The 25,604-nt window shown below is 66.1% G+C and carries 24 protein-coding genes; 23 read left to right on the top strand and 1 reads right to left on the bottom strand.

Annotated features, from left to right (window positions below):
• The first annotated feature begins 207 nt into the window (after positions 1-207).
• The 17 genes from DESPIGER_RS04985 to DESPIGER_RS05065 all read left to right on the top strand — a co-directional run bounded on the left by DESPIGER_RS04985 (position 208) and on the right by DESPIGER_RS05065 (position 18,890).
• Positions 208-1,416 carry an argininosuccinate synthase gene (locus DESPIGER_RS04985; RefSeq protein WP_072333857.1) on the top strand — a complete coding sequence of 403 codons (1,209 nt, stop codon included), beginning with the start codon at positions 208-210 and terminating at the stop codon, positions 1,414-1,416.
• Between the two features lie 159 nt (positions 1,417-1,575).
• Positions 1,576-2,964, top strand: a complete 1,389-nt coding sequence (gene argH / locus DESPIGER_RS04990; protein WP_072333860.1) for an argininosuccinate lyase — start codon at positions 1,576-1,578, stop codon at positions 2,962-2,964.
• Positions 2,961-3,458 (top strand): hypothetical protein, encoded by a 498-nt coding sequence (locus DESPIGER_RS04995; RefSeq protein ID WP_072333863.1) that lies wholly within the window; start codon positions 2,961-2,963, stop codon positions 3,456-3,458. The genes argH and DESPIGER_RS04995 overlap by 4 nt, the downstream gene beginning before the upstream one ends.
• Before the next feature lie 939 nt (positions 3,459-4,397).
• Positions 4,398-5,264: a hypothetical protein gene (locus tag DESPIGER_RS05000; protein WP_072333865.1), complete on the top strand. Its 867-nt coding sequence runs from the start codon at positions 4,398-4,400 to the stop codon at positions 5,262-5,264.
• 9 nt (positions 5,265-5,273) lie between these two features.
• Entirely contained in the window at positions 5,274-6,164 is an 891-nt protein-coding gene (locus DESPIGER_RS05005; protein WP_072333868.1) for a hypothetical protein, read from the top strand.
• A 133-nt stretch (positions 6,165-6,297) separates the two neighbouring features.
• Positions 6,298-8,331 carry an elongation factor G gene (fusA, locus tag DESPIGER_RS05010; protein ID WP_072333871.1) on the top strand — a complete coding sequence of 678 codons (2,034 nt, stop codon included), beginning with the start codon at positions 6,298-6,300 and terminating at the stop codon, positions 8,329-8,331.
• Positions 8,331-9,149, top strand: coding sequence for a 16S rRNA (adenine(1518)-N(6)/adenine(1519)-N(6))-dimethyltransferase RsmA (gene rsmA / locus DESPIGER_RS05015; RefSeq protein WP_072333874.1), 819 nt, complete (start codon positions 8,331-8,333; stop codon positions 9,147-9,149). Before fusA ends, rsmA begins: the two co-directional genes overlap by 1 nt.
• A gap of 96 nt (positions 9,150-9,245) precedes the next feature.
• A complete protein-coding gene (locus tag DESPIGER_RS05020; RefSeq protein WP_072333877.1) occupies positions 9,246-9,518 on the top strand; it encodes an HU family DNA-binding protein in 273 nt (90 codons plus the stop codon).
• A gap of 124 nt (positions 9,519-9,642) precedes the next feature.
• Complete coding sequence (locus DESPIGER_RS05025; RefSeq protein ID WP_072333879.1) at positions 9,643-10,044, top strand: YbjN domain-containing protein; 402 nt, start codon at positions 9,643-9,645, stop codon at positions 10,042-10,044.
• Positions 10,045-10,239: 195 nt separating this feature from the next.
• A complete protein-coding gene (rpsU, locus tag DESPIGER_RS05030) occupies positions 10,240-10,443 on the top strand; it encodes a 30S ribosomal protein S21 (protein WP_040368982.1) in 204 nt (67 codons plus the stop codon).
• Positions 10,444-10,532: 89 nt separating this feature from the next.
• The gene (locus DESPIGER_RS05035) at positions 10,533-10,988 is read left to right on the top strand and encodes a GatB/YqeY domain-containing protein (protein WP_072333882.1); all 456 of its coding nucleotides are present in this window, start codon (positions 10,533-10,535) and stop codon (positions 10,986-10,988) included.
• 8 nt (positions 10,989-10,996) lie between these two features.
• Positions 10,997-13,381 carry an endonuclease MutS2 gene (locus DESPIGER_RS05040; RefSeq protein ID WP_072333885.1) on the top strand — a complete coding sequence of 795 codons (2,385 nt, stop codon included), beginning with the start codon at positions 10,997-10,999 and terminating at the stop codon, positions 13,379-13,381.
• A 28-nt stretch (positions 13,382-13,409) separates the two neighbouring features.
• Positions 13,410-15,137, top strand: coding sequence for a DNA primase (dnaG, locus tag DESPIGER_RS05045; protein ID WP_072333889.1), 1,728 nt, complete (start codon positions 13,410-13,412; stop codon positions 15,135-15,137).
• Entirely contained in the window at positions 15,124-16,893 is a 1,770-nt protein-coding gene (rpoD, locus tag DESPIGER_RS05050) for an RNA polymerase sigma factor RpoD (protein ID WP_072333894.1), read from the top strand. The genes dnaG and rpoD overlap by 14 nt, the downstream gene beginning before the upstream one ends.
• A gap of 2 nt (positions 16,894-16,895) precedes the next feature.
• Positions 16,896-17,597: a thermonuclease family protein gene (locus tag DESPIGER_RS05055; RefSeq protein WP_072333896.1), complete on the top strand. Its 702-nt coding sequence runs from the start codon at positions 16,896-16,898 to the stop codon at positions 17,595-17,597.
• On the top strand, positions 17,597-18,325 hold the full coding sequence (queC, locus tag DESPIGER_RS05060; RefSeq protein ID WP_072333899.1) for a 7-cyano-7-deazaguanine synthase QueC: 729 nt from the start codon (positions 17,597-17,599) through the stop codon (positions 18,323-18,325). Before DESPIGER_RS05055 ends, queC begins: the two co-directional genes overlap by 1 nt.
• 7 nt (positions 18,326-18,332) lie before the next feature.
• On the top strand, positions 18,333-18,890 hold the full coding sequence (locus DESPIGER_RS05065) for a hypothetical protein (protein ID WP_072333902.1): 558 nt from the start codon (positions 18,333-18,335) through the stop codon (positions 18,888-18,890).
• A gap of 464 nt (positions 18,891-19,354) precedes the next feature.
• On the opposite strand, the gene DESPIGER_RS05070 is transcribed toward DESPIGER_RS05065, so the two are convergent.
• The gene (locus DESPIGER_RS05070; RefSeq protein ID WP_072333905.1) at positions 19,355-20,251 is read right to left on the bottom strand and encodes a hypothetical protein; all 897 of its coding nucleotides are present in this window, start codon (positions 20,249-20,251) and stop codon (positions 19,355-19,357) included.
• 197 nt (positions 20,252-20,448) lie between these two features.
• Here DESPIGER_RS05070 and DESPIGER_RS05075 point away from each other — a divergent pair, with 197 nt between their 5' ends.
• The 6 genes from DESPIGER_RS05075 (at position 20,449) to nifS (ending at position 25,299) form a co-directional block, all read left to right on the top strand.
• Complete coding sequence (locus DESPIGER_RS05075; protein WP_072333908.1) at positions 20,449-21,111, top strand: HAD family hydrolase; 663 nt, start codon at positions 20,449-20,451, stop codon at positions 21,109-21,111.
• 6 nt (positions 21,112-21,117) lie between these two features.
• Entirely contained in the window at positions 21,118-21,837 is a 720-nt protein-coding gene (locus DESPIGER_RS05080) for an ATP-binding protein (RefSeq protein ID WP_072333911.1), read from the top strand.
• Positions 21,838-21,928: 91 nt separating this feature from the next.
• Entirely contained in the window at positions 21,929-22,855 is a 927-nt protein-coding gene (gene metA / locus DESPIGER_RS05085) for a homoserine O-acetyltransferase MetA (RefSeq protein WP_072333914.1), read from the top strand.
• 11 nt (positions 22,856-22,866) lie between these two features.
• The gene (locus DESPIGER_RS05090) at positions 22,867-23,328 is read left to right on the top strand and encodes an RrF2 family transcriptional regulator (RefSeq protein ID WP_072333917.1); all 462 of its coding nucleotides are present in this window, start codon (positions 22,867-22,869) and stop codon (positions 23,326-23,328) included.
• Positions 23,300-24,142, top strand: a complete 843-nt coding sequence (gene nifU, locus DESPIGER_RS05095) for a Fe-S cluster assembly protein NifU (RefSeq protein WP_072333919.1) — start codon at positions 23,300-23,302, stop codon at positions 24,140-24,142. Before DESPIGER_RS05090 ends, nifU begins: the two co-directional genes overlap by 29 nt.
• Before the next feature lie 2 nt (positions 24,143-24,144).
• Positions 24,145-25,299, top strand: coding sequence for a cysteine desulfurase NifS (gene nifS / locus DESPIGER_RS05100; RefSeq protein WP_072333922.1), 1,155 nt, complete (start codon positions 24,145-24,147; stop codon positions 25,297-25,299).
• Positions 25,300-25,604 lie beyond the last annotated feature (305 nt).

A 25,604-nucleotide genomic window follows, 5' to 3' on the forward strand; every position in this document is an offset into this window, starting at 1 on the left:
GCCGCCCCATGGCGCATTGCACAGAAGACATCCGGTTAAAACGTTTTTTTCTATCCGCTCGCGCCGTCTTCGTCAAGATGCTGCCCCTCCTTCCCGGCAGGACGGCAGGCGCGGGCGCCTGCGGGCCTTGTGCCCCTTTCGTACTTGCCAAGGGCGGGCTTTTGGAGAATACTGCTTCCCTCTCAATCTTTTTTACGAGGCCTTACGATGAACAAAGACATCAAGAAAGTTGTGCTCGCCTACTCCGGCGGCCTGGACACCTCCGTCATCCTCAAGTGGCTGATCGAAACCTACAAGTGCGACGTCATCACCGTCACTGCCGATCTGGGCCAGCCCGAAGACCTGAGCGGTGTGGAAGCCAAGGCTTACAAGACCGGCGCTTCCAAGGCCTACGTGGTGGACCTGCGTGAAGAGATGGCCCGCGACTTCGTCTTCCCCATGATGCGCGGCGCCGCCCGGTACGAGAACCGCTACATGCTGGGCACCTCCATCGCCCGCCCCATCATCACCAAGGCCCTGGTGGACATCGCCCGCAAGGAGGGCGCTGACGCCATCGCCCACGGCGCCACCGGCAAGGGCAACGACCAGGTGCGCTTCGAGTTCGCCGCCAAGGCCCTGGCCCCCGACCTGAAGGTCATCGCCCCCTGGCGCGAATGGCACCTGATGTCCCGTACGGCCCTCAACGCCTTTGCCGAAAAGCACGGCATCCCGATCTCCAAGGAAGCCAAGCGCTACAGCATGGACGCCAACATGATGCACACCAGCTTCGAAGGCAGCGAGCTGGAAGACCCGGGCAACGCGCCCCACGAGTCCTGCCACGAGCGCTGCGTGCCCGTGGAACAGGCCCCCAACGAGCCCGAGATCATCGAAGTGAGCTTCGAGCGCGGCAACCCCGTGGCCGTCAACGGCGAAAAGATGTCGCCCTACACCATCATCAAGACCCTGGCCGAACTGGCCGGCAAGCACGGCATCGGCCGTGACGACATGGTGGAAAACCGCTATGTGGGCATGAAGTGCCGCGGCGTGTACGAGAACCCCGCCGGCACCCTGCTCTACGCCCTGCACCGCGACCTGGAAGGCCTGTGCATGGACCGCGAACTGCTGCAGCTGCGCGACATGCTGGCCGTGCCCTACTCCCACGCCGTATACAACGGCTACTGGTTCTCGCCCGAACGCGAAGCCATGCAGGCCTTCATGGACAAGTCCCAGGAGACCGTCACCGGTACCGTGCGCGCCAAGCTGTACAAGGGCGGCGTGTGGCCCCTGGCCCGCACCTCTCCCTTCTCCCTGTTCTCCGAAGACCTGGCCACCTTCGAAGGCGGCAACTACGACCACAAGGACGCTGCCGGCTTCATCCGTCTCAACTGCCTGCGCCTCGGCATGTACGCCGCGGTCCGGAACAAGCTGGGCAAGTAAGCCTTCCTTACGGCGGACGGGGCGACCCGTCCGCCCCGTCCTTTCCGCCCGGAAGGCCGCCCCGTCCGCATCCCGCACGGGGCGCCGCCGTTTCCGGCCCCCTGTCATCGCGCGCCGCAGCGCATACACCGGCCCCTCCCGGGGCAGAGAGATCCTTCCATGAGCACCAATCAGAGCTGGGGCGGCCGCTTCGCCGAAGGCCCCAGAGAAGCCGTGGCCGCCTATACCGATTCCCAGACCTATGACCGCGCCCTCTATGCCCAGGACATCCGCGGTTCCCAGGCACACGCCCGCATGCTGGGCCGCCAGGGCGTCATCACACCCGAAGAGGCCGAACAGATCGTCAACGGTCTCGATGCCGTGAAGCAGGAGATCGAATCCGGCGCCTTTGTCTGGAAACCGGCGCTGGAAGACGTGCACATGAACATCGAGGCCCGCCTTACCGAGATCATCGGCGACGTGGGCAAAAAACTGCACACCGGCCGCAGCCGCAACGACCAGGTGGGCCTGACCTTCCGCCTGTTCGTGGCCGACCGCCTGACGGCCTGGCAGCAGCGCGCCGCCCACCTGTGCGCCACCCTGGTGTCCTGCGCCGACGGCCATCAGGACGACATCCTGCCCGGCTGCACCCACATGCAGCCCGCCCAGCCCGTGAGCCTGGCCCACCATCTGCTGGCCTATGCCTGGATGTTCCGCCGCGACTGTATGCGCCTGGACGACGTGCTCAGGCGCGTGCGCATCTCGCCGCTGGGCGCCGCCGCCCTGGCCGGCACCACCTATCCCCTCGATCCGCAGAGCGTGGCCGACGAGGTGGGCTTCGACGGCATCTACGGCAATTCCATGGACGCCGTCTCCGACCGTGACTTCGTGCTGGAGGCCCTGTTCGCCGCCTCCTGCATCATGGCCCACCTGTCCCGCCTGTGTGAAGAGCTCATCATCTGGGCCAACCCGGCCTTCGGCTTCGTGCAGCTTTCCGACGGCTATTCCACGGGCTCGTCCATCATGCCCCAGAAAAAGAACCCCGACGTGGCCGAACTGATGCGCGGCAAGACCGGCCGCGTCTACGGCGCGCTCATGGGCATGCTGACCATCATGAAGGGCCTGCCCATGACCTACAACCGCGACCTGCAGGAAGACAAGGAAGGCTTCCTTGATGCCGACCGCACCGTGGACGCCTCCCTGATGCTCATGGCCGGCATGCTGGAAGAGCTGACCTTCCGTACCGACCGCATGCGCGCCGCCTGCGCCCGCGGCTTCCTCAATGCCACGGAACTGGCCGACTATCTGGTGGGCAAGGGCCTGCCCTTCCGCGAGGCCCATCATGTCACGGGCCATGCCGTGGCCCTGGCCGAAAAACAGGGCAAGGGCCTGGAAGACCTTTCGCTGGCCGAGCTCCAGCAGCTGGATGCCCGCATCACCGATGACGTCTATGCCGTGCTGGACTACGCCGCCGCCGTACGCCGCCGCGAAACGCCCGCCGGTACCGGCCCCCGTTCCGTGGCCCGCCAGATCGAGCAGCTGCGTACCTGGCTGCAGGAGCGCGCATGAGCCAGCAAAAAGCCACCGGCTGGAAAGTGCCCCTGCTCTTCTGCGCCGTCATGGGGGTGGCCGTGCTGGGCACCTGGTTGTGGCGCAATCTGGACAAGCCCGAGGTGCCGCCGCTGGAGCCCGGTCTCGTGGCTGCGGCCCAGACCTACCACATCGACCTGGACGCCGACCCGGAAGGCAAGCTGCTGCGCGAGTCCATCACCAATGCTTCCACGGGCTTCGCTCCCCATGACAGCAAGGACGCCCGCCTGGCGGCCCTCATCGACAAATCGCTGGACATGGACCGCTTCGATGCCGCCTGCGTGGCCGCCGTGCTCCTGTTCGATCCGCACAAGCGCGAAGGCAAGCTCATGCATATCGCCCGCAGCGCCGCCAGGGACTGCGCCACCCTGCCCTGGGGGGCCTTTGCCGCCAAGGCCATGAAGGATCCCGGCGTCCAGACCGACGCCCACTTCCTGCTCAACGCCCGCTGGCGCGAATGTCCCCGGCCCTGAGCAGAGGAGGCTGTTTTCTTGAGGGAGGGGGACCTTCTGCCAGCGCGGGAAGGTCCCCCCTCCCTCAAAGTCCCTCCCCCTCCCAGCGCGCTTCATCAGGGCAAGACTTTCTGCAAAAGGGTACGGTCCTGAATCGTTAAAAGCAGACATGCCCTTCGGCCCGGGACATGCCAATGCTCCGTGTGGCTTCGGAACCGCACACACGGCCGGACCTTCTCCTTCCGGCATAAGTCCTTCCGGCGCAGGCCCAACGCGGCAGGCACCTTCTGCACCGCGGCCCGGTACGGCATTCCTGCCTGTCCGCGGATACCACTGCCGTCCTTTCCCGTCTTGACAGCCCGGGCTCTCCCCCCTCCGCGCCATCTTTTCCCTCCGCTCTCTGAACCAGCCATCGCTCTCTTGCCGCCGCCGTACGACAAATTTGCCCGTCCCTGCCCTTCGCCCCCAAAGGACGCCGGCGCCGTCCACAGGACCCTGCCCGCAAAAAACAGAAATTTTCTTGATTTGTGGCAGACCATAGCGCAGGATTTGTCCAGCCTGTTGGCTGTGCCGGACTGATGTCCGTCACGCTCCGGCAGCTAAAAAAGGAAGTCCTCGCCTGCCTCCGCCGGGAGCCCGGCCCCTTCCGCCGCTGTTGCCCGTGGAGTTTTAGAAAACGCTTCCCGCTGTCTTGCCGGGACACGCTGCTGGCGCCACCCGGACATGACGATGCAGGGAGTACACGGACTTCCATCCGGGCAGTCCCTCCACAGCACCGGGGGACCGGAGCGGGACGGCTGCCTGCGGCGCAGCGGCACAGTCCCATGGACCTGAACAAAAAGTTTTGGCAAGGGTGATGGGGGAGCTCGAGGGGGAAGAGGGAGACCTTTTCCAAAAGGTTTCCCTCTTCCCCCTCGTCCCACCCTTTCGCCGCCTTCATGTACAGCACAAGGAGTTATCATGGCCCGGCAGATCTTGCGTATCCGTGACCTGGGGCAGGCCACCTTCTGGCAACTGGTGCAGATGGAGGGCCAGCCCGCCCCCCTGACCGGCAAAACGGCCCTGCTGCTGGCCGCTGACGGCGCCGACACGCAGGACGTGCTGGCCGCCACGGCCGCGGCCCGTGAGCTGGGCATGGACGTGGACCTGCTGCCGCCCGCGCTCTGGGCACAGGACATGGCCTCCTGTGACCTGCAGGCCCCGCTCTACGCCCATGCCGGGCTCTGTCTGACCGCCGGGCTCAAGGGCGGCGCCCTGGACTGCCTGGCCGCCGGCCTGCCGGGCGCGGTGGTCAATGCGGGCAACGACAAGGGCGCGCCGGGTCAGGCCCTGGCCGACCTTGCCCTGCTGGCCGACCGGCACGGGGACTGGGAGAGCCTGCGCATCGCCTGGCTGGGCGGTGCCCAGTGCGGTCTGGCCTGCGACCTGATCACGGCCGCCATCTACGCGCCCTTCGAACTGTTCATGGCCCTGCCCGAATGGGGCGAGCCCGACCATTCCCTGCTGGACATGGCCCTGCGCGCGGGCGCCAAGATCTTTTTGAGCCGCGATCCCGAGCTGGTGCTGGAGAACGCCCACGCCGTGTGCATGGGCCAGGGCCCGGAACAGTGCGCCGCCGCGCCCCTGACCAGCGGCTGGCCCCTCACGGACGAGCTGCTGGCCCTGGCCGCCGATGATGCCGCCGTGCTCTCCTGGCACGGCCTTGCGCCCGCCGACCGGGCTTCGGATGCCGCCCTGCGCCGTGCCGCGGTCTTCTGGCCGGAACGGCTGGCGGCCCGCCGCCTCATGGAGGCCCGCCTGTACGCCCTGGCCTGCGACAGCCTGTAGGAGGCCCTCATGGACAGCATCCGCATGCCCACCGGTTGTGAGGACATCTTCGCGGAAGAGGACAGCGGCCCGCTCTGGCCCCAGTGGCTGGACACCTTCCGGGTTCCTGACGGCCCGCGCGCCGCGGCCTACGAGGGCACGCCCGCGCATCTGCGTGCCGCCATCAAGACCGCGCTGGCCCTGCATCAGGCCCATGCCGGGGAGATGGACAGCCGGACCTGCCGGGACGAGCGTTTCCCCCGCCGGGGCTTCCGCCGGACGGCTACGGACGGCCCGGCGCCCTTTGCCCTGGTGGCCTTCCCGGCGTCCCTGCGTTCGCCCGCCCGGCTGGCGGCGGCCCTCATGCCCGCCATCCTGGCCGGTGTGCCGCTGACAGGAGCGTTCTGTCTTGGCGGTGAGCCCACGCCCGAAGCGCTGGTGACCCTGGAGCTGGCCGGTGTGGAAGACGCTTTTGCCCTTCCGGCCGACGACTTCGCGCGCCTGGCGGGCGAGCTGCCCCGGTGCCGCGTGGCCCTGCTGCACGGCCTGGACGGGGCCGTCCTGCCGGAGCGCGACAGGCTGCCGGGCCGCATCTGGCGCGAAGACGCCCTGCCCCTGTTCCTGCTGCCGCAGGACGTTGCCGTGGACAAAGAGCTGCTGGCCTTCGCCCACGGCCCGGACTGCGCGGCACAGGCCCTGCATGGCAAGGCCGCCCGGGCCGTGCTGGACGGCGGGCCTTTGCCCGGTCCCTGCCTGCCCGCCGCCGTGCTGGAGGAGGACGAAGCGGCCCGCCTGGCCATGACGGACGAGACTTCTCCGGTGGAGCTGCTGCTCGCGCCCGGCTGCGAGGCCTTCTGGCTGCATCCTGGCCTGACACCGGACTTTTTCCGCTGCCGTCGCCGGGCCTTCAGCCTGCCGTAAGCCGCCCGGCCAGACCGTCGATGCCCGCGGCTCCACAGCCCCCACCGGCCCGCCGCTTGCGCGCGACGGCGGGAAAGCGCATACTTTCGCCATCCTGCCGGGATGTCCCGGCCCACACGTTGACGAGACTGCCATGAAGAACATCCGCAATATCGGCATCATCGCCCACATCGACGCGGGCAAGACCACGCTCTCGGAGCGCATGCTCTACTACAGCCGCAAGATCCACCGCCTGGGGGAAGTCCACGACGGCACCGCCACCATGGACTACATGCCCGAAGAGCAGGAGCGCGGCATCACCATCATGTCGGCCTGCACCACCTGCCAGTGGAACGGGCACACCATCAACCTCATCGACACGCCCGGCCATGTGGACTTCACCATCGAGGTGGAGCGCTCCCTGCGCGTGCTGGATGGCGCGGTGGGCGTGTTCTGCGGCGTGGCCGGTGTGGAGCCGCAGTCCGAGACGGTCTGGCGGCAGTCGGAGGGGTTCGGCGTGCCCAAGATCGCCTTCATCAACAAGATGGACCGGATGGGTGCCGATTTCGCCAATGTGCTGGAAGGCATGAAAAAACGCCTGGGCGCCAATCCCCTGCCCCTGACCATCCCCAACGGGGAGGGCGAGGCGTTCGACGGCGTGCTGGACCTGCTGGCCCGCGAGCATCTGGACTTCGACCAGGCCGACCAGGGCCGCACCGTGACCCGCCGCCCCTGGAGCGATGCGGAAGCCGCTGTGGCCGAGCCCTGGCGGGAAAGCCTGCTGGAGCATCTGGCCGAGGCCGACGAGCCCTTCCTCGACCTTTATCTGGGCGGGGAATACAGCCTGGACGACGTGCGCGCCGCCCTGCGCCGGGCCACCCTGAGCCGGGCCGTGACCCCGGTGTTCTGCGGCTCCGCCCTGCGCAACAGCGGCGTGCAGCCCGTGCTGGATGCGGTCTGCGACCTGCTGCCCTCGCCGCTGGACGTGCCCGCGCCCGTGGGCCGCGACAGTGAGGGCCACGAGGTGCCCGTGCCCCCCGATGCCGCCGCGCCCGCCGTGGTACTAATCTTCAAGGTGCTCATGGAGAACGGCCGCAAGCTGGCTTTTGCCCGCGTCTACGCAGGCAGCCTGCACGAAGGCGACGCCCTGACCAACACCGCCGGCAGGACCGAGGACCGCATCAGCCGCATCTACCGCATGCACGCCGACCGCCGCGAGCAGCTGGAAAGCGCCTCCACCGGCGAGATCGTGGCCCTCGTGGGCCTGCGCGGCGCGCATACCGGCGAGACCTATTGCCACAAAAGCCGCCTGCTGGCCCTGGAAGCCATCGATTCCTACGCGCCGGTCATCACCCTGGCCCTGGAGCCGCGCAATGCCGACGAAGGCAAGGTGCTGGACGAGGCCCTAGCGCGCTACGCCGCCGAGGATCCCACGCTGGCAGTGCGCATGGACGAGGAAACGGCCTGCCGCATGGTCTCCGGCATGGGGGAACTGCATCTGGACGTGCTGCTGGAACGCATGTCCCGCGAATACGGCATCTCGCCCCGGGCCGGACATCCGCAGGTCATCCTGCGCGAGACCGTGCGCAAGGAGGCCGACGGCCGGGGCGAGTTCGACCGCGAACTGGGCAAGGAGCATCACTTCGGCCATGTGGAGCTGCATGTGCGCCCCCTGCCCCGCGGCACGGGCAACCGGGTGCTGGTGGGCGACTTTTTGCCCGCCGACGAGGCCGAGGCGCGCAAGCTGCTGCCCAGGCCCCTGCTGGACGCCGCCCTGGAAGGCGTGCGCGACGCCCTGCAGAGCGGTGCCCTGACCGGCTATCCCGTGGAAGATGTGGAAGTGACCCTGACCGCCGTGGAGCGGCGCGAGGGCCAGACCACCGTGCCCGGCTGCCACATGGCCGCGGGCATGGCCCTGCGCGAGGCCCTGGCCGCGGCATCGCCCGTGGCGCTGGAGCCGCTCATGAAGGTGGAGATCAGCGTGCCCGACGAATTCCTGGGCGCGGCCATCAGCCTGTTCGGCACGGCCGGCGGACGTGTGGAAGACCTGGAGGACCGCTCCGGGCTCAAGCATGTGCGCGGTCTGGCGCCCCTGCGCAAGCTTTTCGGTTTTTCGACCTCCCTGCGCTCGGCCACCCAGGGCCGGGCCGGGCTCGTGCTCACCTTTGACCGCTTCGATCTGCCCTGATGAACGAAAACACCCAACCCAAGGCCAAAAAAAGTCTGGGCCAGCACTTTTTGCGGCATGAGAGCATCTGCAAGCGCATCGCCTCCCTGCTGCTGCCCAGGGACACGGACAACGTCATCGAGATAGGCCCCGGCCCCGGCGCCCTGACCCGCGCCCTCGAGGCCCAGCCCCATGCCCGGCTGGTGCTGCTGGAAAAGGACAGCCACTGGGCGGCCGAACGCCAGCGCCTGGGCGCGGCGCGCACCCAGGCCGTGCTGACGGACGCGCTGCGCTTTGACTGGAGCCGCATCACGCCCGCCGATCCGTGGAAGATCATCGGCAACCTGCCCTACAATGTGGCCTCGCCCATGATGTGGGACCTGTTCTCACGGGCCACGGGCCTGGTGCGGGCGGCCTTCATGGTCCAGAAGGAAGTTGGCCAGCGCCTGGCCGCCGCGCCGGGCAACGGCCACTACGGGGCCCTGTCGGTCTGGGTGCAGAGCTTCGCCCGGCCGCGCATGGAATTCGTCGTGGGCCCCGGCGCCTTCAGCCCGCCGCCCAGGGTGGATTCCGCCGTGCTCTCCTTCGAGCCCCTGCCCCTGGACCAGCGCCCGGAACGCCCGGAACTGCTGGCCCTGGTCATCAAAATCTGCTTTCAGCAGCGCCGCAAGCAGCTGGGCAGCATCGCCCGACGCTGTCCGCCGGCGCCGTGGCTGTCCGCGGCCATCGAACAGGCCGGCATCACGCCCACCCTGCGGCCGGAGCAGCTCACGGTGGCGGACTTTCAGCATATCAGCCGTTTCGGGGCTTCCTTGCTTGACAACCCCTTGAAAAACTGATTGCCTGACAAAGAGTCTTACGGACACGACACGCCAGAGGGGATCCGCCCTGCGGCGGACATGGCATATCACTGACGAGATGAGGAGGATATCCCGATGACCAAGGCTGACCTGGTTGAAAAGATTGCCGCCAAGGCCAATCTGACCAAAGCCGCTGCCGAACGTGCGCTCAATGCCTTCCTGGCTTCTGTGGAAGAATCCCTGGCCCAGGACGACAAGCTGACCCTGACCGGATTCGGCACCTTCATGGTGGAGACCCGCAAGGAACGCCAGGGCCGCAACCCCCGCACCGGCGCGACCCTGACCATCCCCGCCTGCAAGATGGTGAAATTCCGTCCCGGCAAGATGCTCAAGGACGCCCTCGACTAGCCGACCCTTTTTCCTGAAAAGATAAAACAGGCCCCCGCCTGTTTTATCTTTTCTCCGCCGCCTCCCCCTGGTCCCCAGGACCGCCAAGCCCCGCCCCCGGCCACGCCGGGAAAAGGATCACCCCATGGACAAGAAATTCTGTTTCGATGCCCTGGCCGAAGAAGGCTTCCAGCCCGAGATCGACGAAGACGGCGACATCTCCTTCCTGGCGGGCGAGGTCTCCCTTTCCCTGCTCCTCGACGAGGAGGACAAGGACTTCTTCTCCCTGGTCTGCGCCTTCGAAGTGGACGACATGGATCAGCTGGAGCTCTTCTACAGCGCCGCCTCCGAAGCCTCCCGCCAATACCGGATCGCCAAGGCCTACATCGGCGAGATCGAGGACGAATGCTTCGAGATCCGCTTCTGTGTGGAGGGCCTGGCCACGCCGGAACTCTTCCGCAGCAACCTGCGCCGCTATGTGGAGCTGCTGCTGGACATGCAGGAAAGCGTCTTTGACGCCTGCGGAGAAGACGACGAGGAGGAGTAGACCTTCCGCCGTTTCGGCACCTTCCGGCAGGGGCCCGCGCCCGCTGCCCTCTCCTTTATGCTGCCCTGCAAAAAAACGCTTGCCTTTTTCGGGCATCAGGACTACAAGACTGTCCTTGACCTTGCAAACAAGGTCGGATGACGCCCGCGTCATTGCCCGGCCTGGCCGGAGCTCTCGCAGGAGGGGGTGATATTCGTGCCCGGAGTGTTTCTGAACGAAGACGATTACAACTTCGATATCGCGCTGCGCCGCTTCAAGAAGCAGGTGGAAAAGGCCGGTGTGCTGTCCGAAATGAAAAAGCGCCAGCACTACGAAAAGCCCAGCGTGATGCGCAAGAAGAAGAAGGCTGCTGCCCGTAAGCGCCTGATGAAGAAAATCAGAAAGATGAACATGGCCTAGTTCTCAGGCCTTGCACGTCACCTTTGAACTGCGGAAGGCCCTCGTGGTCTTCCGCAGTTCCTCTTTTCACCCCTACCCATCCCAACGCCATGAGCCTGTTTGAAACCATCGAAAAAGATTACGTCCAGGCCTACAAGGCCAAGGACGCCGTGCGCCTGACCGTCCTGCGCCTGCTCAAGACCGCCGTCAAGAACCGCCTGGTGGACCTGTGCCGTCCCGGCGGCACCCTGGACGACGCCGAGATGCTCGACCTCATCATCAAGGAAGGCAAGCAGCGCCAGGACTCCATCGAGCAGTACACCTCCGCAGGCCGCCAGGACCTGGCCGACAAGGAAGCCGCCGAGCTGGCCGTCATCCAGGGCTACCTGCCCAAGCCCCTGACCGAGGAAGAACTGACCGCCCTCATCGATGCCACCATCGCCGAAGTGGGCGCCACCTCGCCCCGCGAGATGGGCAAGGTCATCTCCGCCATCATGGCCACCCACAAGGGCCGTGTGGACGGCAAGGCCCTTTCCGCCGCCGTCAAGGCCCGCCTGACCGCCTAAGAGCCTCCATGATCCACAGCCGCACCCTCCACGCGCTCGAATTCCCGCAGATCACGGAGCACCTCGCCGGCCTGTGCCTTTCCCCGGCCGGCCGCGAGCGTGCTCTTGAGCTGCGTCCGCTGGAAGACGCCGCCGCCGTCACCCACGCGGCGCGCCTGTATGACGAATCCGCCGTCTGGGCCGCCCGCCCCACGGGCGAAGGCGGCTTTGCCCTGGGGTCCTTCCCCGATGTGGGCGCCTTCCTGCGGGTGGCCGAAAAGCCCGGCCTGCAGCCCGATACCGATGCCTTCTGGGCCCTGCGCGAGATGCTGCGGCTGGCCAGGGCCGCCCATGCCTCCATCGCCCTGCCCGAAGCCGAGGACCAGTGGCCGCACCTGCTGGCCCTGGCCCAGGAGACGCCGCTGCCCGTGCAGCTCACGGCGGCCCTGCTGCGCTGCATCTCCGATGACGGCCTGATCCGCGACGAGAGCTCGCCCGAACTCTTCCAGGTGCGCAGCGAACTGCGCCGCCTGCACCAGAACTGCATGCGCCGGGTCAAGGACTACGCCATGCAGTACAATATGCTGGCCTGGCTGCAGGACGAGTTCATGACCCTCTCCTCGGACCGCTACGTGCTGCCCCTCAAGGCCAATTTCAAGGGCCGCATGCAGGGCATCATCCATGACTGGTCCCAGACCGGCGAGACCTGCTATTTCGAGCCCATGTTCCTGGTGGAGATCAACAACCGCCTCCAGGAGCTGAAGCGCGAGGAGCGCGAGGAAGAGCACAAGGTGCTGGCCTATCTGCGCGGCCTGCTGCTGGCCGAACTGCCCGGGGCGCGCGCCGCCCTGGAACTGCTGGCCCAGCTGGACGTTCTGCAGGCCAAGCGCCGCCTGGCCGCCGAATACGACGGCCGCTGCGTGCCGCTCTCGCCCGTGGAGGAAGGCGTCTGCCTGCTGGAGACCCGCCATCCCCTGCTGGCCCTGGCCAGCCTGCGCCAGCGCAGGGACGAACACGGCAGGAACGGCGGCCTGCAGCAGGTGCGTCCGCTGGACATCGTGCTGCGTCCCGGCGAACGGGCCCTCATCATCACCGGCGGCAACGCCGGCGGCAAGACCGTCTGCCTCAAGACCCTGGGCCTGTGCGTGGCCATGACCCTGAGCGGCCTGCCCGTGCCCGCGGCCGCCGGCTCACACCTGCCCTGGTTCGGCCGCGTGGATGCCTTCATCGGTGACGAACAGAGCCTGGAAGACAACGTTTCCACCTTCACGGCCCAGATCCGGCATCTGGCCAAAGCCTGGAAGCATCTGGACAGCACCGGCCTCGTGCTGCTGGACGAATTCGGTGCCGGAACCGACCCCGCCCAGGGCGCGGCCCTGGCCCAGGGCGTGCTGGACGGCCTGCTGGACAAACGGACCTTCGTGCTGGCCGCCACCCACTTCCCGGCCCTCAAGACCTACGCCCTGTCGCGCGAAGGCGCGCGGGCCGCTTCGGTGCTCTTCGACCCGCAGAGCAAGAAGCCCCTTTTCAAGCTGGCCTACGACCAGGTGGGCGCCAGCCAGGCCCTGGACGTGGCCCGCGAGCACGGCCTGCCGGAAAGCATCCTGCGCCGTGCGGAGCATTATCTCCTGCAGGACGGGCAGGACACCAGCGCCCTGCTGGGCCGCCTCAATGCCCTGGCCGCCGAACGCGAACAGGAGATCGCCCGCCTGCGCCAGGAGCAGGAAAAGGCCCGCCGCGACATCCAGGCCATGCGCGAGAAGACCGAGAAGGAGCGCCTGCGCCTGCATGACGAAGTGCGCGCCAAGGCCGGTGAGCTCATGCGCGCCTGGAAGGAAGGCCGCGCCACGCACAAGCAGGCCCTGAAGGAGATGTCGCGCCTGCGTGCCGGCCTGGCCGCGCCCGTGGCGCGGGAAGAGACCTCGGTGCTGCCGCAGATCGAGCATTTCGCGCCCGGCCAGCAGGTCTTCCATACCGTGTTCAACAAGCGCGGCGTGGTGACCGACGTGGACGAGCGCCGCAAGCGCGTGCGCGTGGACCTCAACGGCGTGAGCCTGTGGGCCGCCATGAAGGATGTGCGCCAGAGCGGCCAGTCCGCCCAGGCTGCGGCCCCCCGTGCGCCCCAGCGCGTCTCCCCGGTCAAGGCCGCCATCGCCGCCAGCGACGATGCGCCCGCCCTGCGCCTGGACCTGCGCGGCATGCGTGCCGACCAGGCCCAGGCCGAAGTGGAACGCTTTCTGGACAAGGCCCTGCTTTCCGGTTTCAGTGAAGTGGAGATCGTGCACGGCCGCGGCACCGGCGCCCTGCGCCGCCAGATCCATGATTTCCTGCGCTCCTTCCCGGCCGTGGCCCGTTTTGCCACCGCCCCGGAGGATCGCGGCGGCGATGGCATGACCATCGTCAACCTGCGCTAGCACGGCCGGACAGTCCGGCGGGGGCCTCATGCAGTCCAGAGATGCCATCCGCGCCATCAAGGAGCGGCTCAACATCACGGATATCGTGCGCCGTTATGTGGATCTCAAGCGCAACGGACCGCGCTGGGTGGCGCCCTGCCCCTTCCATCAGGAGACCAAGCCCAGTTTCTCGGTCAACGAGGAACAGGGCCTGTTCTACTGTTTCGGCTGTCAGGCCTCGGGGGACATCTTCGATTTCTACGGCCGCATCAACGGCCTGGATTTCCGCGAGACCCTGGAGCAGCTGGCCGCCGAGGCCGGCATCACCCTGGAGCGCGGGCCCGCGGACAAAAAACGGCAGGAAGAAGACCGGCAGCGGCGTTCTTCCCGCCAGACCATGCTGCGCATGTACGAACTGGCGGCGGCCCACTTCGCCGCGGCCCTCAAAAGCCCGGAGGCCGAAGAATGCCGGGCCTACATACAGCGGCGGGGCCTGAGCCCGGAGATCGTGGAGCGCTTCGGCCTGGGCTGGGCGCGGCGCGACTGGCATTCGCTGGATCTGGCCCTGCAGCGCGCGGGCTATGACATGCATCTGGCCGCCGAGGCCGGACTGGTGGGACGCTCGGAACGGGGCTCGGTCTATGACCGCTTCCGGGGCCGCCTCATCTTTCCCATCAAGAACCTTTCCAACCAGATCATCGCCTTTGGCGGGCGCATCATCGCGGACGAGGACGAAGCCAAGTACATCAACAGTTCCGATACGCCCATCTACAAGAAAGGAGAGCATCTTTACGGTCTTGCCCAGGCCAGAAAAGGCATTACTGTAAAGGGACGGGCCCTTTTGACCGAAGGCTACATGGACGTGCTGACCCTGCACCAGTTCGGCTACGACAATGCCGTGGGCGTGCTGGGCACCGCCCTGACCCCGGACCAGATCAAGCGCCTTTCGGGTTTCACCTCGCAGCTCACCCTGCTGTTCGACGGGGACCGCGCCGGCCGCAAGGCCGCCCTGCGCTCCTGCGAGATGCTGCTCACCCGCGGCCTGGCCTGCACCGTGGTCCTGATGCCCGAAGGCGAGGACATCGACAGCCTGCTGCGCACGCAGGGCGTGGAGGCCTTCGAGGCCCTGCAGGCCCAGGCGCCGGACGGGCTGCGTTTTTGTCTGGACGTGCTGCGCGCCCTGGCCCCGCGCGAGACCGTGGAATGGGCCAAGAATTTTCTGCGCCATGTGGAAGTGCCGGAGCTGGTCAGCCCCTACGTGTCACGGCTGGCCACACATCTGCAGCTTTCCGAGGCGGAATTGCGTCAGGGACTGGCCGACAGCCGACGTCCCGGCCCTGACGGACAGGCCGCGCGCCCCGGCAGGGCGCGGCAGAACATGCGTGACCGCCAGATCATGATGTACGCGGTCCGCTACCCCGACCGGCTGGACGCTCTGCGGGACCTGGGCGCTGACCTGGCCCTGCAGTCGGACATCGCCCGCCAGTTGTGGGACAAGCTTGAAGAATGGGGCCCCGACGAGGCCCCCTACCATCTGGACCAGCGCGAAAAGAATTTCTGGTCCTTTTGCCGGGGCGCCGAAGCGGCCCCCCGCGACGGTGGCGACAGGGAACTGGCAGCCCTGCGCCATGATCTTGATGCCTATTACGCGGCAACCCAGCGCCAGTCCGTGACGGCCGCCCTGCGGCAGAACACCGGCACCGGCGACTTTGCCGCTGATTTGGAATATCTTCGCGCACTGCAGGAAACCTTGGAGCAGGGACATGAGCAATCTTAAAGAGATCCAGCAAATTCAAAGCCTCATCGCCAAGGGCAAGGGCATGGGCTACCTGACCTTCGACGAGGTCAACAAAGCCCTTCCCGTGGAGATGAACACCCCCGAGCAGTTCGAGGAGATCATCGGCATCTTTGAACAGCTGGAGATCGCCATCGTCGATTCCGAAAAGGACGGCAAAAAAATCTCCGCCACGCCCACCGAAACCGACGATGACGCCATGGACAGCTCCCTGGAGCTGACCGAAGACGAAGAGTCCGCCGACTATTCCTCGCGCAGCACCGACCCGGTGCGCATGTACCTGCGCGAGATGGGCGCCGTGCCCCTGCTGGACCGCGACGGTGAAGTGGTCATCGCCAAAAAGATCGAGATGGGCGAACAGGACGTGCTCTACGCTCTGGTGGAAGTGCCCGTGGCCGTGGAAGAGCTCATCAACGTGGGCGAGGACCTGCGCCAGAACCGCATCAAGCTCAAGGACGTGGTCAAGACCATCGAAGAGGACGATCCCAGCGAAGACGAGCTCAACCAGCGCTCCCGCGTCATCCTGCTGCTGGACGAGATCAAGCAGATCTTCAAGAAAAAGCGCAAGATCTATAAAAAGCTGGACGACTGCAACACCCTTGACCGCAAGGTGACCGCCATCCAGAAGGAGATCATCAGCTACAAGGAAGAGATCGTCACCCGCCTGCGCGACATCAAGCTGGAAAAGACCCTCATCGACCGCATCATCGAAACGGTCGAGGACTACGTGCGCCAGATGCACAACTGCCAGCGTGACCTTTCGGCCTACATCCTGTCCACCGGCCGCACCCAGGCCGAGATCCAGGAGATGTTCACCGGCCTTGAGCAGCGCACCATCAATCCCAGCGATGCCGCCCGCGAGCTCAAGCTCAGCGTGGACGAGCTCTTCTCCTTCAAGGAAATGATCATCGGCAAGATCGAGATCCTGAGCCGCCTGCAGGAAAAGTGCTGCCACAACGTCACCGACCTGGAAGAAGTGCTGTGGCGCATCAAGCGCGGCAATACCGCCGCCATGCGCGCCAAGCAGGAGCTCATCCGCTCCAACCTGCGCCTGGTGGTCTCCATCGCCAAGAAGTACACCAACCGCGGCCTCCAGTTCCTCGACCTCATCCAGGAGGGCAACATCGGCCTCATGAAGGCCGTGGACAAGTTCGAATACCAGCGCGGCTACAAGTTCTCCACCTACGCCACCTGGTGGATCCGCCAGGCCATCACCCGCGCCATCGCGGACCAGGCCCGCACCATCCGCATCCCGGTGCACATGATCGAGACCATCAACAAGCTCATCCGCACCTCGCGGTATCTGGTGCAGGAACTGGGCCGCGACCCCACGCCCGAGGAGATCGCCGAACGCATGGAATATCCGGTGGAAAAGGTCAAGAAGGTGCTCAAGATCGCCAAGGAACCCATCTCTCTGGAGACGCCCATCGGCGACGAGGAAGATTCCAGCCTGGGCGATTTCATCGAGGACAAGAAGGCCGTGGCCCCCGCCGAGGAAGTCATCAACACCAAGCTGTCCGAACAGCTGGCGGCCGTGCTGGCCGATCTGACCCCCCGCGAGGAGCAGGTGCTGCGCAAGCGTTTCGGCATCGCCGAAAAAAGCGACCATACCCTGGAAGAAGTGGGCAAGCTCTTCAACGTCACCCGTGAACGCATCCGCCAGATCGAGGCCAAGGCCCTGCGCAAGCTGCGTCATCCCGTGCGCAGCCAGCCCCTGCGTTCCTACTACGAAAACTAGCCATGCTGCGTAGTCTCTGCCTCATCCTTTTCCTGTGCGGCGTGCTCGTGGCCGGGGCCTTCCCCGGCACGGGCCGCGCGCAGACGGACGCCCTGCCCCGTCTGGAGCAGATGACCGTCCGGGGCAAGACCGTGGTGGCCTCCTGCCTGGACGGGGACACCATGCAGCTCACCAACCGCAGCCGCGTGCGCCTGGCCGGCATCGACACGCCGGAGCTCAAGCCGCGCAAGGGCAAGCCCCAGTTCTACGCCCGCGAGGCGCGGGAACTGCTCACCCGTCTGGCCCGCGGCCAGGAGATCCTGCTGTTCGCCGTGGGCAAGGAGGACAGGGACAAGTACGGCCGTATCATCGCGGACGTGCGTCTCAAGGACGGGCGCTCGCTCAACGGCATCATGGTGCGCGAAGGCGCGGCCTTCTTCTATCCCCACAAGGGGCTGGACACCACCTACCAGGACTGGCTGCTGGCCCTGCAGGCCGAGGCCATCAAGGAACGGCGCGGCATGTGGGCCGAGGTGCTCTCCCGCCCCGAAGCCCTGAAAAATTACACCGGCAACCGCAATTCCCTGCGCTTCTTCCCGTCTGACTGCCCTGACGCCCGGAAGATGAAGCCCCGCAACCGCATCCATTTCGGCACCCTCATGGATGCCTTCATGGCCGGTTACGCCCCGGCGCGCGTCTGCCCCTTCTGGCCGGAGGAAAATTAATGTCCCATCAGCCCCCCCTTTCCGACCGGCAGGCCCTGGTCATCTTTTCCGGCGGCCAGGATTCGGCCACCTGTCTTGCCTGGGCCCTGTCCCGCTTTGCCGCCGTGCGCACGCTGGGCTTCGATTACGGCCAGCGCCATTCCGTGGAACTGGCCTGCCGCGGCAAGGTCCGCAGCGCCATCGCGGCCCTCAGGGCGGAATGGCGGGACCGCCTGGGGCCCGACACCCTGCTGGACATCGGCCTGTTCCGCCAGCTGGCCGACACGGCCCTGACCTCGGACATGCCCATCGAGCAGGCAGACGGGGGCATCCCCAACACCTTCGTGCCGGGCCGCAACCTGCTGTTCATCATGCACGCCGCGGCCTGGGCCTACGGCAAGGGCATCCGCCATCTGGTGCTGGGCGTGTGCGAGAGCGATTCCTCCGGCTACCCGGACTGCCGCGACGACAGCATCAAGGCCATGCAGGTGGCCCTCAATGCCGGCATGGACAGCCATTTCGTGCTGCATACGCCGCTCATGTGGCGGGACAAGGCCGACACCTGGCGTCTGGCCGAGGAACTGGGCGGCATGCCGCTGGTGGACTGCATCCTTGAGCAGAGCCACACCTGCTATGAAGGCACGCGCCGTGAGCGCCATCCCTGGGGCTACGGCTGCGGCCGCTGCCCGGCCTGCAAGCTGCGCGCCCACGGCTATGAGGTCTATCTTTCCCGCTATCACCGGAAGTGAGGCCCTCATGGCAGACAAAAAACACCTGACCGCCGCCCAGGGCATGGATGCCGCCTGCATCCTCTTCGAGCTCAACAGCAAGCGCGAACACATCGTCAATCTGGCTTTTGGCGCGGAGATCCCCGAAGCCTGCCTGACAGAGCCCGGCGCCCTGCCCGACTTTTGCGCCGAGTGGCGGGCCTTCGTCCATGCCACGGTCACGGCCGGGCTCATGCAGCACGCGCCCAACACCGTGCTGGTGGGCTATCTGCGCCGCACCGGCGAGCTGCTGGCCGCCACGGCCAAAGCCGAAGGCGCCAGCCTGCCTGCCCAGGCCGTGCCGGTCACCGAGGACAGCCTCAATGCCTTCGTGGACGGCCCCTTTGCCGCCTACATGCCCCTGCTGGCGCAGGAAAAGCAGCACCAGTGCCCCGTGCTCTTCTGCCGCCGTCTGGGCTATGATGAAGACAGCCGCATCGCCCCGGAGACCCTGAAGAAGATCCAGGCCCGTCTGGCCGCGGTCATGGCCCTGGTCATCACCGCCATCTGGGACAAACTGGACCAGTACGAGATCGCGGCGGACTAGGCAGCGCATTATTCAGAAAAGTTTTGTTGGACGAGAGGGGGAGAGGGACTTTTTCCAGCGGAAAAAAGTCCCTCTCCCCCTCTCGTGCTCTCCCCCTCACCCCCAAAACCGCTGCTCCGGTCAAAAACGGATACGGGGCGATACAGGCAGGCGCGTCGTCTGCCGGTCCCCCGGCAAAAGAGGTGAAAGCAAAGAGACAGCGAAGCATCTGGAGCCAGCCAGCATGCCATCCGACGCATGCCTGGTCTGCCGTAGGAGGGCAGAACCACACGCGGAAAGGGAAAATGAAAGAGGCGCGGGATGAAAAGAAAAATGCCCGTGTGCTGTGGGGAACGTCCTGCGGCGGGCAGGACGGGATCGCAGGAGCAGGAACAGGGGCCGCAGACAGGCAACGGCCAGGCCCAGAAAAAAAGGCTGCCCGGAAAGCCCGGACAGCCATCGCGAACATCTGGAGGATGGTTGGGCTAGATGGCCCGTTCGTTTTCCAAAAAGACCCAGTGCAGCAGGCGCTTGTGCACGCGCAGGCGGTTTTCCGACTGCAGCAGCAGCAGCGAGGCCGGGCTGGCGAGGATGTCGCTGGCGACCTCGATGGCCTGCATGGGGCTGGTGCCCAGCAGCACGCGCGCCTTCGGAGCGGCATGGGCCAGCAGGGCATCATCCACCTTCCACTGCTGCGACATCTCCTCGTCCAGGCCCGAACGGCAACCGGCATAGACGAAATTGCAGCCTTCCACGGCCTGCTGGGGCGTATCCACAAAGTCCACCTTCACGCCGCAATGGCGGGCATAGGTCTCCAGCGTGGGGCGGTCTTCCAGTGGCGGCAGGGCCACCTGCAGGCTGAAGGGGAAGTAGCGCAGGCCCTCGATGAGGGAGAACAGCGTGCCGTTGGTGCAACCGAGCCAGCCCACGCGGGCCTTCTTCAGATCGTCACGGGTATAGCGCAGCATGCAGGCCACGTCGGCCAGCACATGGGCCGGATGGGCGTCCGGGCTGCCCGCATTGATGATGGGGAACTGCACCAGATCCCTGTCCACCTTGGTGGCCAGACCGGGGATCCCGTACACATACATGCAGTCCACGAAATAATCGATGACGGCCAGCATCTGGCGCTGGTACCGCTCCACTTCGGACTTCCAGCCGCCCGTGGCACCCTGGAAGACGATGGAACCGCCCATCTGCCGCACAGCCGCCGAGACGCACAAACGCTCGGCGAACGAATCCTGCGCAAACAGCAGGACCGCCGTGCGCTCCGTCATGAAGTCGGTACGGCCCTTCGCATCAGGGATCCCGCGTGCCTGCTGCACCAGCAGCCAGGAGCCTTCTTCACCAAGATCATTGAGTGTCAAAACGTGTCGGGGCATAAACAACCTCCCAAATCGGACAGTGACGCAGATCCGCCACTGGCCTCCAGAATAACAAACAGCCCGCGCCCCTGTCCAGAAGCTGCATGGTATCCGCGGCTTGTGAAAACGGCACGACATTTGCCGCCGGACGATTTTGCGGCTATACTCTTTCCTGCCCTGAGGGCCCCTGCCCGGCCCGTCTTTTCGGAGGTCACATGAAAGCCTGTTTTTTTGATCTGGACGGCACCCTGCTGGACACCCTTGCCGACATCGGCGGGGCCTGCAATGCCGTGCTTGCCGCCCACGGCTATCCTGTCCATCCTGTCAGCGCCTACCGGCAGATGGTCGGCAACGGCTTCCCCATCCTCATGCGCCGGGCCCTGCCCGGGGCCGTGGTGGCCCAGGGCCCGCAAGCACGTCTGGATGCCCTGACCGAGGAGGGGCGCCGCTATTACGCCGCGCACCTCAGCATCCGCACCGCCCCCTATCCCGGCCTTGCCGCGGTCCTTGGCCGCCTGCAGGATGCCGGGCTCCGGCTGGCCGTGCTTTCCAACAAGCCGGAAGACCTCACCCGCGCCCTGGTCCCGCTGCACTTTCCCGCCGTCCGCTTCGATGCGGTGCGCGGCGGCCGGCAGGACGCCCCCCTCAAGCCCGACCCCACGGTCCTTTTGCAGATGGCGGCGGGCATGGGCGTGGCCCCGCGGGACTGCGCCTATGTGGGCGACAGCGACGTGGACATGATGACGGCGCGCAACGCGGGCATGACGGCCGTGGGCGTGGCCTGGGGCTTCCGGGGAGCGGCCGAGGTGCAGGCCGCCGGCGCGGACAGGGTGGCCGCCGATGCCGAAGAACTTGCACATATCCTTTTGAGAGCCTGAGGTAGTATGGAACGTCCCATCATCGAAATCGACGAAGAAAAGTGTGACGGCTGCGGCCAGTGTGTGCTGGACTGCGCCGAAGGGGCCCTTGCCGTGGTGGACGGCAAGGCCCGCCTGATCCGCGACAGTTACTGCGACGGCCTGGGCGCCTGCCTGAACTGTCCCCGAGGCGCCCTGCGCATCGTCATGCGCGAGGCCGAAGCCTTTGACGAGGCCGCGGCCCTGGCCGCCAAGGCCGCCCGCGACGGCCAGGCCCGTCCGCAGGGCTGCCCCGGCAGCCGGGTGCGCACCTTCGCTGTCCCCGGCAACGCAGCCGCGCCCGCCCTGACGCCCCTCATTTCCGCCGCCGGCAACGACGTCCCCCCCAGCCTGCGCGCCCGCACCCCCAGCTGGCCCATCCAGCTGCGCCTGCTGCCGCCCCAGGCCCCCTTCCTGAGCGGGGCCCATGTCCTGCTGGCCGCCCAGTGCGCCGGTTTCGTCCTGCCCGGCCTGCATGACGACTGGCTGCAGGGCCGCATCCCCGTCATCGCCTGCCCTAAGCTGGACAATAACGGCGACTATGCCGAGCGTCTGACACGCCTGTTCGCCATGCGGCCCGCCAGCGTCACCCTGTTGCGCATGAGCGTCCCCTGCTGCGCCGCGCTAGAACATCTGGCCCGCCAGGCGCAGGAAGCCGCCGGCAGCCATGCCGCCCTGCAGTGCCACACCGTCCACCTGCCCCGGTAAATCCCTACAAAAAATCCCGGAATAATCTTGACAAAAACATAGCTGAAAACTATGTTTTAGACAGGAACACATCCTGACCAACGAGGAAGACATGCCCATCCAGATTCCCGCCGACCTGCCCGCACGCAGCGCTCTGGAAAGCGAAAACATCTTTGTCATGACGGACGAACGCGCCATCCGGCAGGACATCCGCCCGCTGGACATCGTGATCGTCAATCTCATGCCCACCAAGATCGCCACCGAAACACAGCTGCTGCGTCTGCTGGGCAACTCGCCCCTGCAGGTCAACATCACCCTGCTGCGCACGGCGGAGCATCAGTCCAAGAACACGCCCCTGCAGCATCTGGAGCGTTTCTACAAGACCTTCAGCGAGATCCGCCACCGCAGCTTCGACGGCATGATCGTCACCGGGGCCCCCGTGGAGCATCTGCCCTTCGAGCAGGTGGACTACTGGCAGGAACTGCTGGACATCATGACCTATGCCAACGGGCATGTCTTTTCCACGCTCTATATCTGCTGGGCCGCCCAGGCCGCGCTGTACCACTTTTACGGCGTGCCCAAGTACGAACTGCCGGAAAAACGGTCGGGCATCTTCCGCCATCAGGTGCTGCATCCCGACTGCCGTCTGTTCCGCGGCTTTGATGACGACTTCCCGGCGCCGCATTCGCGCCATACCGAAGTCCGCGCCGAAGACGTGCGCCGCACGCCCAATCTGCGCATCCTGGCCGAGTCCGACGAGGCGGGCCTGACCCTGGTGGAGAGCCTGGACCATTCCCAGGTCTTCATGACCGGTCATCTGGAATATGACCGCGGGACCCTGGACGCGGAATACCGCCGGGACCTGGCCCGCGGCATGGATCCCCATGTGCCCAGCCACTACTACCCCAATGACGACCCCAGCCAGCTGCCGCGCATGAACTGGCGGGCCCACGCCCACCTGTTCTACAACAACTGGCTCAACTATTACGTCTATCAGGAAACCCCCTACGACTTCGTCATGCAGGGCCAAAACTCCTGAGCGAGGCTGCCATGAAGTTTTCCACCAGAACCCGCTACGGTCTCCGTTTCCTGCTGCGCCTGGCGGCCCAGCCCGACAACTCCCTGCTCCAGCTGGGGCAGGTGGCCCAGGAGGAATCCATCTCCCCCGGCTACCTGGAACAGATCGTGCGGGCCCTCAAGCCGCTGGGCATCCTGCGGGCCGTGCGCGGTTCCGGCGGGGGCTACGCCCTGTCCAAACCACCGTCAGAAATCAATATGGAGGATGTCTTCCTGCATCTGGAAGGCGAGATATCCCCCGTTTCCTGCCTCGGACGCGGCAAGGTCTGCCAGCGCGAGGGGCTTTGCTCCACCAGGGCCTTCTGGCACCAGCTGGACGAACACGTCCGTGACTTCCTGCGCCACCAGACCCTGCAAAACATCATCGAATCAGAAAGATCCTGTTGCCAGGATCCGGGAGAACATCATGTGGAACTACACGAACGCCGTCCATGAACATTTTCTCCATCCGCACAACGCCGGCCCCATGGAAGACGCCAACGCCATCGGCGAAGTGGGCAGCCTGGCCTGTGGCGACGCCCTCAAGCTCTATCTGAAGATCAACGATGACGGCATCATCGAAAAGGCCAGCTTCGAGACCTTCGGTTGCGCCAGCGCCATCGCTTCCAGCTCCGTACTGACCGACATGGTCAAGGGCATGAAGGCCGAGGACGCCCTCAAGCTCACCAACAAGGAGATCGCCGAAGCCCTGGGCGGCCTGCCCAAGGAAAAGATGCACTGCTCCGTCATGGGCCAGGAAGCCCTGGAGGCCGCCATCCGCCAGTGGAAGGGCGAGACGCCCGTGCCCCACGCCCATGAGGAAGGCCGCCTGGTCTGCAAGTGCTTCGGTGTGACCGATGCCCAGATCATCCGCGCCATCCGCGAGAACGGCCTCAAGACCGTGGAAGAGATCACCAACTACACCAAGGCCGGCGGCGCCTGCGGAGACTGCCAGGACCAGATCGCCGAGATCCTGGCCGCCGAACTCCAGCAGAAGCCCCTCACCGAGCTGCGCCCGGTCAGCAAGCCCCGCATGACCAATGTGCAGCGCATGCAGCTGGTCATGAAGACCATCGAAGAGGAGATCCGGCCCCAGCTGGCCGCCGACGGCGGCGACATCGAGCTGGTGGACGTGGACGGCAAGCGCGTGGTCGTGTCCCTGCGCGGCCGCTGCGCCCAGTGCCGCTCCAGCGAAGTGACCATCCGCAACCTGGTGGAACGTGTCCTGCGTGAACATGTGGAAGCCGACATCGTCGTCGAGGAAGCCTAGCCATGAAGACCATCTATCTCGATAACAACGCCACCACCGCCGTGGCTCCCGAAGTCCGGGAGGCCATGCTGCCCTACCTCACGGACCTGTACGGCAACCCGTCCAGCATGCATACCTTCGGCGGCCAGGTGGGCCGCGCCGTGGAGGAAGCCCGCGAACGCATGGCCGCCCTGCTGGGCGCCCATCCCGACGAGATCATCTTCACGTCCTGCGGCTCCGAAAGCGACAACGCCGCCATCTGGTCCGCCCTGCAGACCCAGCCCGAAAAGCGCCACCTCATCACCACCCGCGTGGAGCATCCCGCCATCCTCAACGTGGCGCAGTACTGGGAGCGCCAGGGCTACCGCGTGACCCTGCTCGGCGTGGACAGCAAGGGCCGCCTGGATCTGGACGAATACGCCGCCGCCCTGTCCGACGACACGGCGCTGGTCTCCATCATGTACGCCAACAACGAAGTGGGCAATGTCTTCCCCATCAGCCGCATGGCGGAGATGGCCGCCGAAAAGGGCGTGCTCTTCCATACCGACGCCGTGCAGGCCGTGGGCAAGGAAGCCATCGACCTCGGCAGGCAGCCCATCTCCATGCTCTCCCTGTCCGGCCATAAGCTGCATGCGCCCAAGGGCATCGGTGTGCTCTATGTGCGCAAGGGCGTGCGCTTCCGTCCCTTCCTGCGCGGCGGGCACCAGGAGCGCGGCCGCCGTGCCGGTACCGAGAACGTGCCCTACATCGTCGGCCTGGGCACGGCCGCCCAGCTGGCCGGACAGCACATGCAGGAAGAGCGCACCCGGGTGGCCCGCCTGCGCGACAAGCTGGAACAGGGCCTGCTGGCTGCCGTCCCTGACTGCATGGTCAACGGCGATCCCGAGAACCGCCTGCCCAACACCACCAACATCGCGTTCAAGAATGTGGAAGGCGAAGCCATCCTGCTGATGCTGGACCAGCTGGGCATCTGCGCCAGCTCCGGTTCCGCCTGCACCTCCGGCAGCCTGGAGCCCTCCCATGTGCTGCGCGCCATGGGCGTGCCCTTCAACTACGCCCACGGCTCCGTCCGCCTCTCCCTCTCCCGCTACACCACGGAAGAAGAGATCGACTTCGTGATCGAGAACATGCCCCTGGTCATCAAGACCCTGCGCGACATCTCGCCGTTCAAGAACTAGCAAGGATCGCGGGGAGGGGGAGCCCCTCCCCGCACCATTCCCTTCAAAAAACGCTCCATACTTCCATGACAGAAGCCCTCCCGGTCCAGGCCGGGAGGGCTTCTGTCATGGGGGCCCGGCCCTGTGCCCTCTGACTGGCTGCCCCGGTACCTCACGTTTCCTGCATGCCCCCCCGCCCCCTGGCTGCCCCCTGGAACGACTCATGCCCTTCCGGGAAGTCCATGAAAGGAACAATACCGCTTCCAGAAGGCAACGCAGGGCAAAGCACATGAAAAAGCCCCGCCGAAGCGGGGCTGGAAGACCGG

The organism is Desulfovibrio piger (assembly GCF_900116045.1).
Classification (GTDB): Bacteria; Desulfobacterota; Desulfovibrionia; order Desulfovibrionales; family Desulfovibrionaceae; genus Desulfovibrio; species Desulfovibrio piger_A.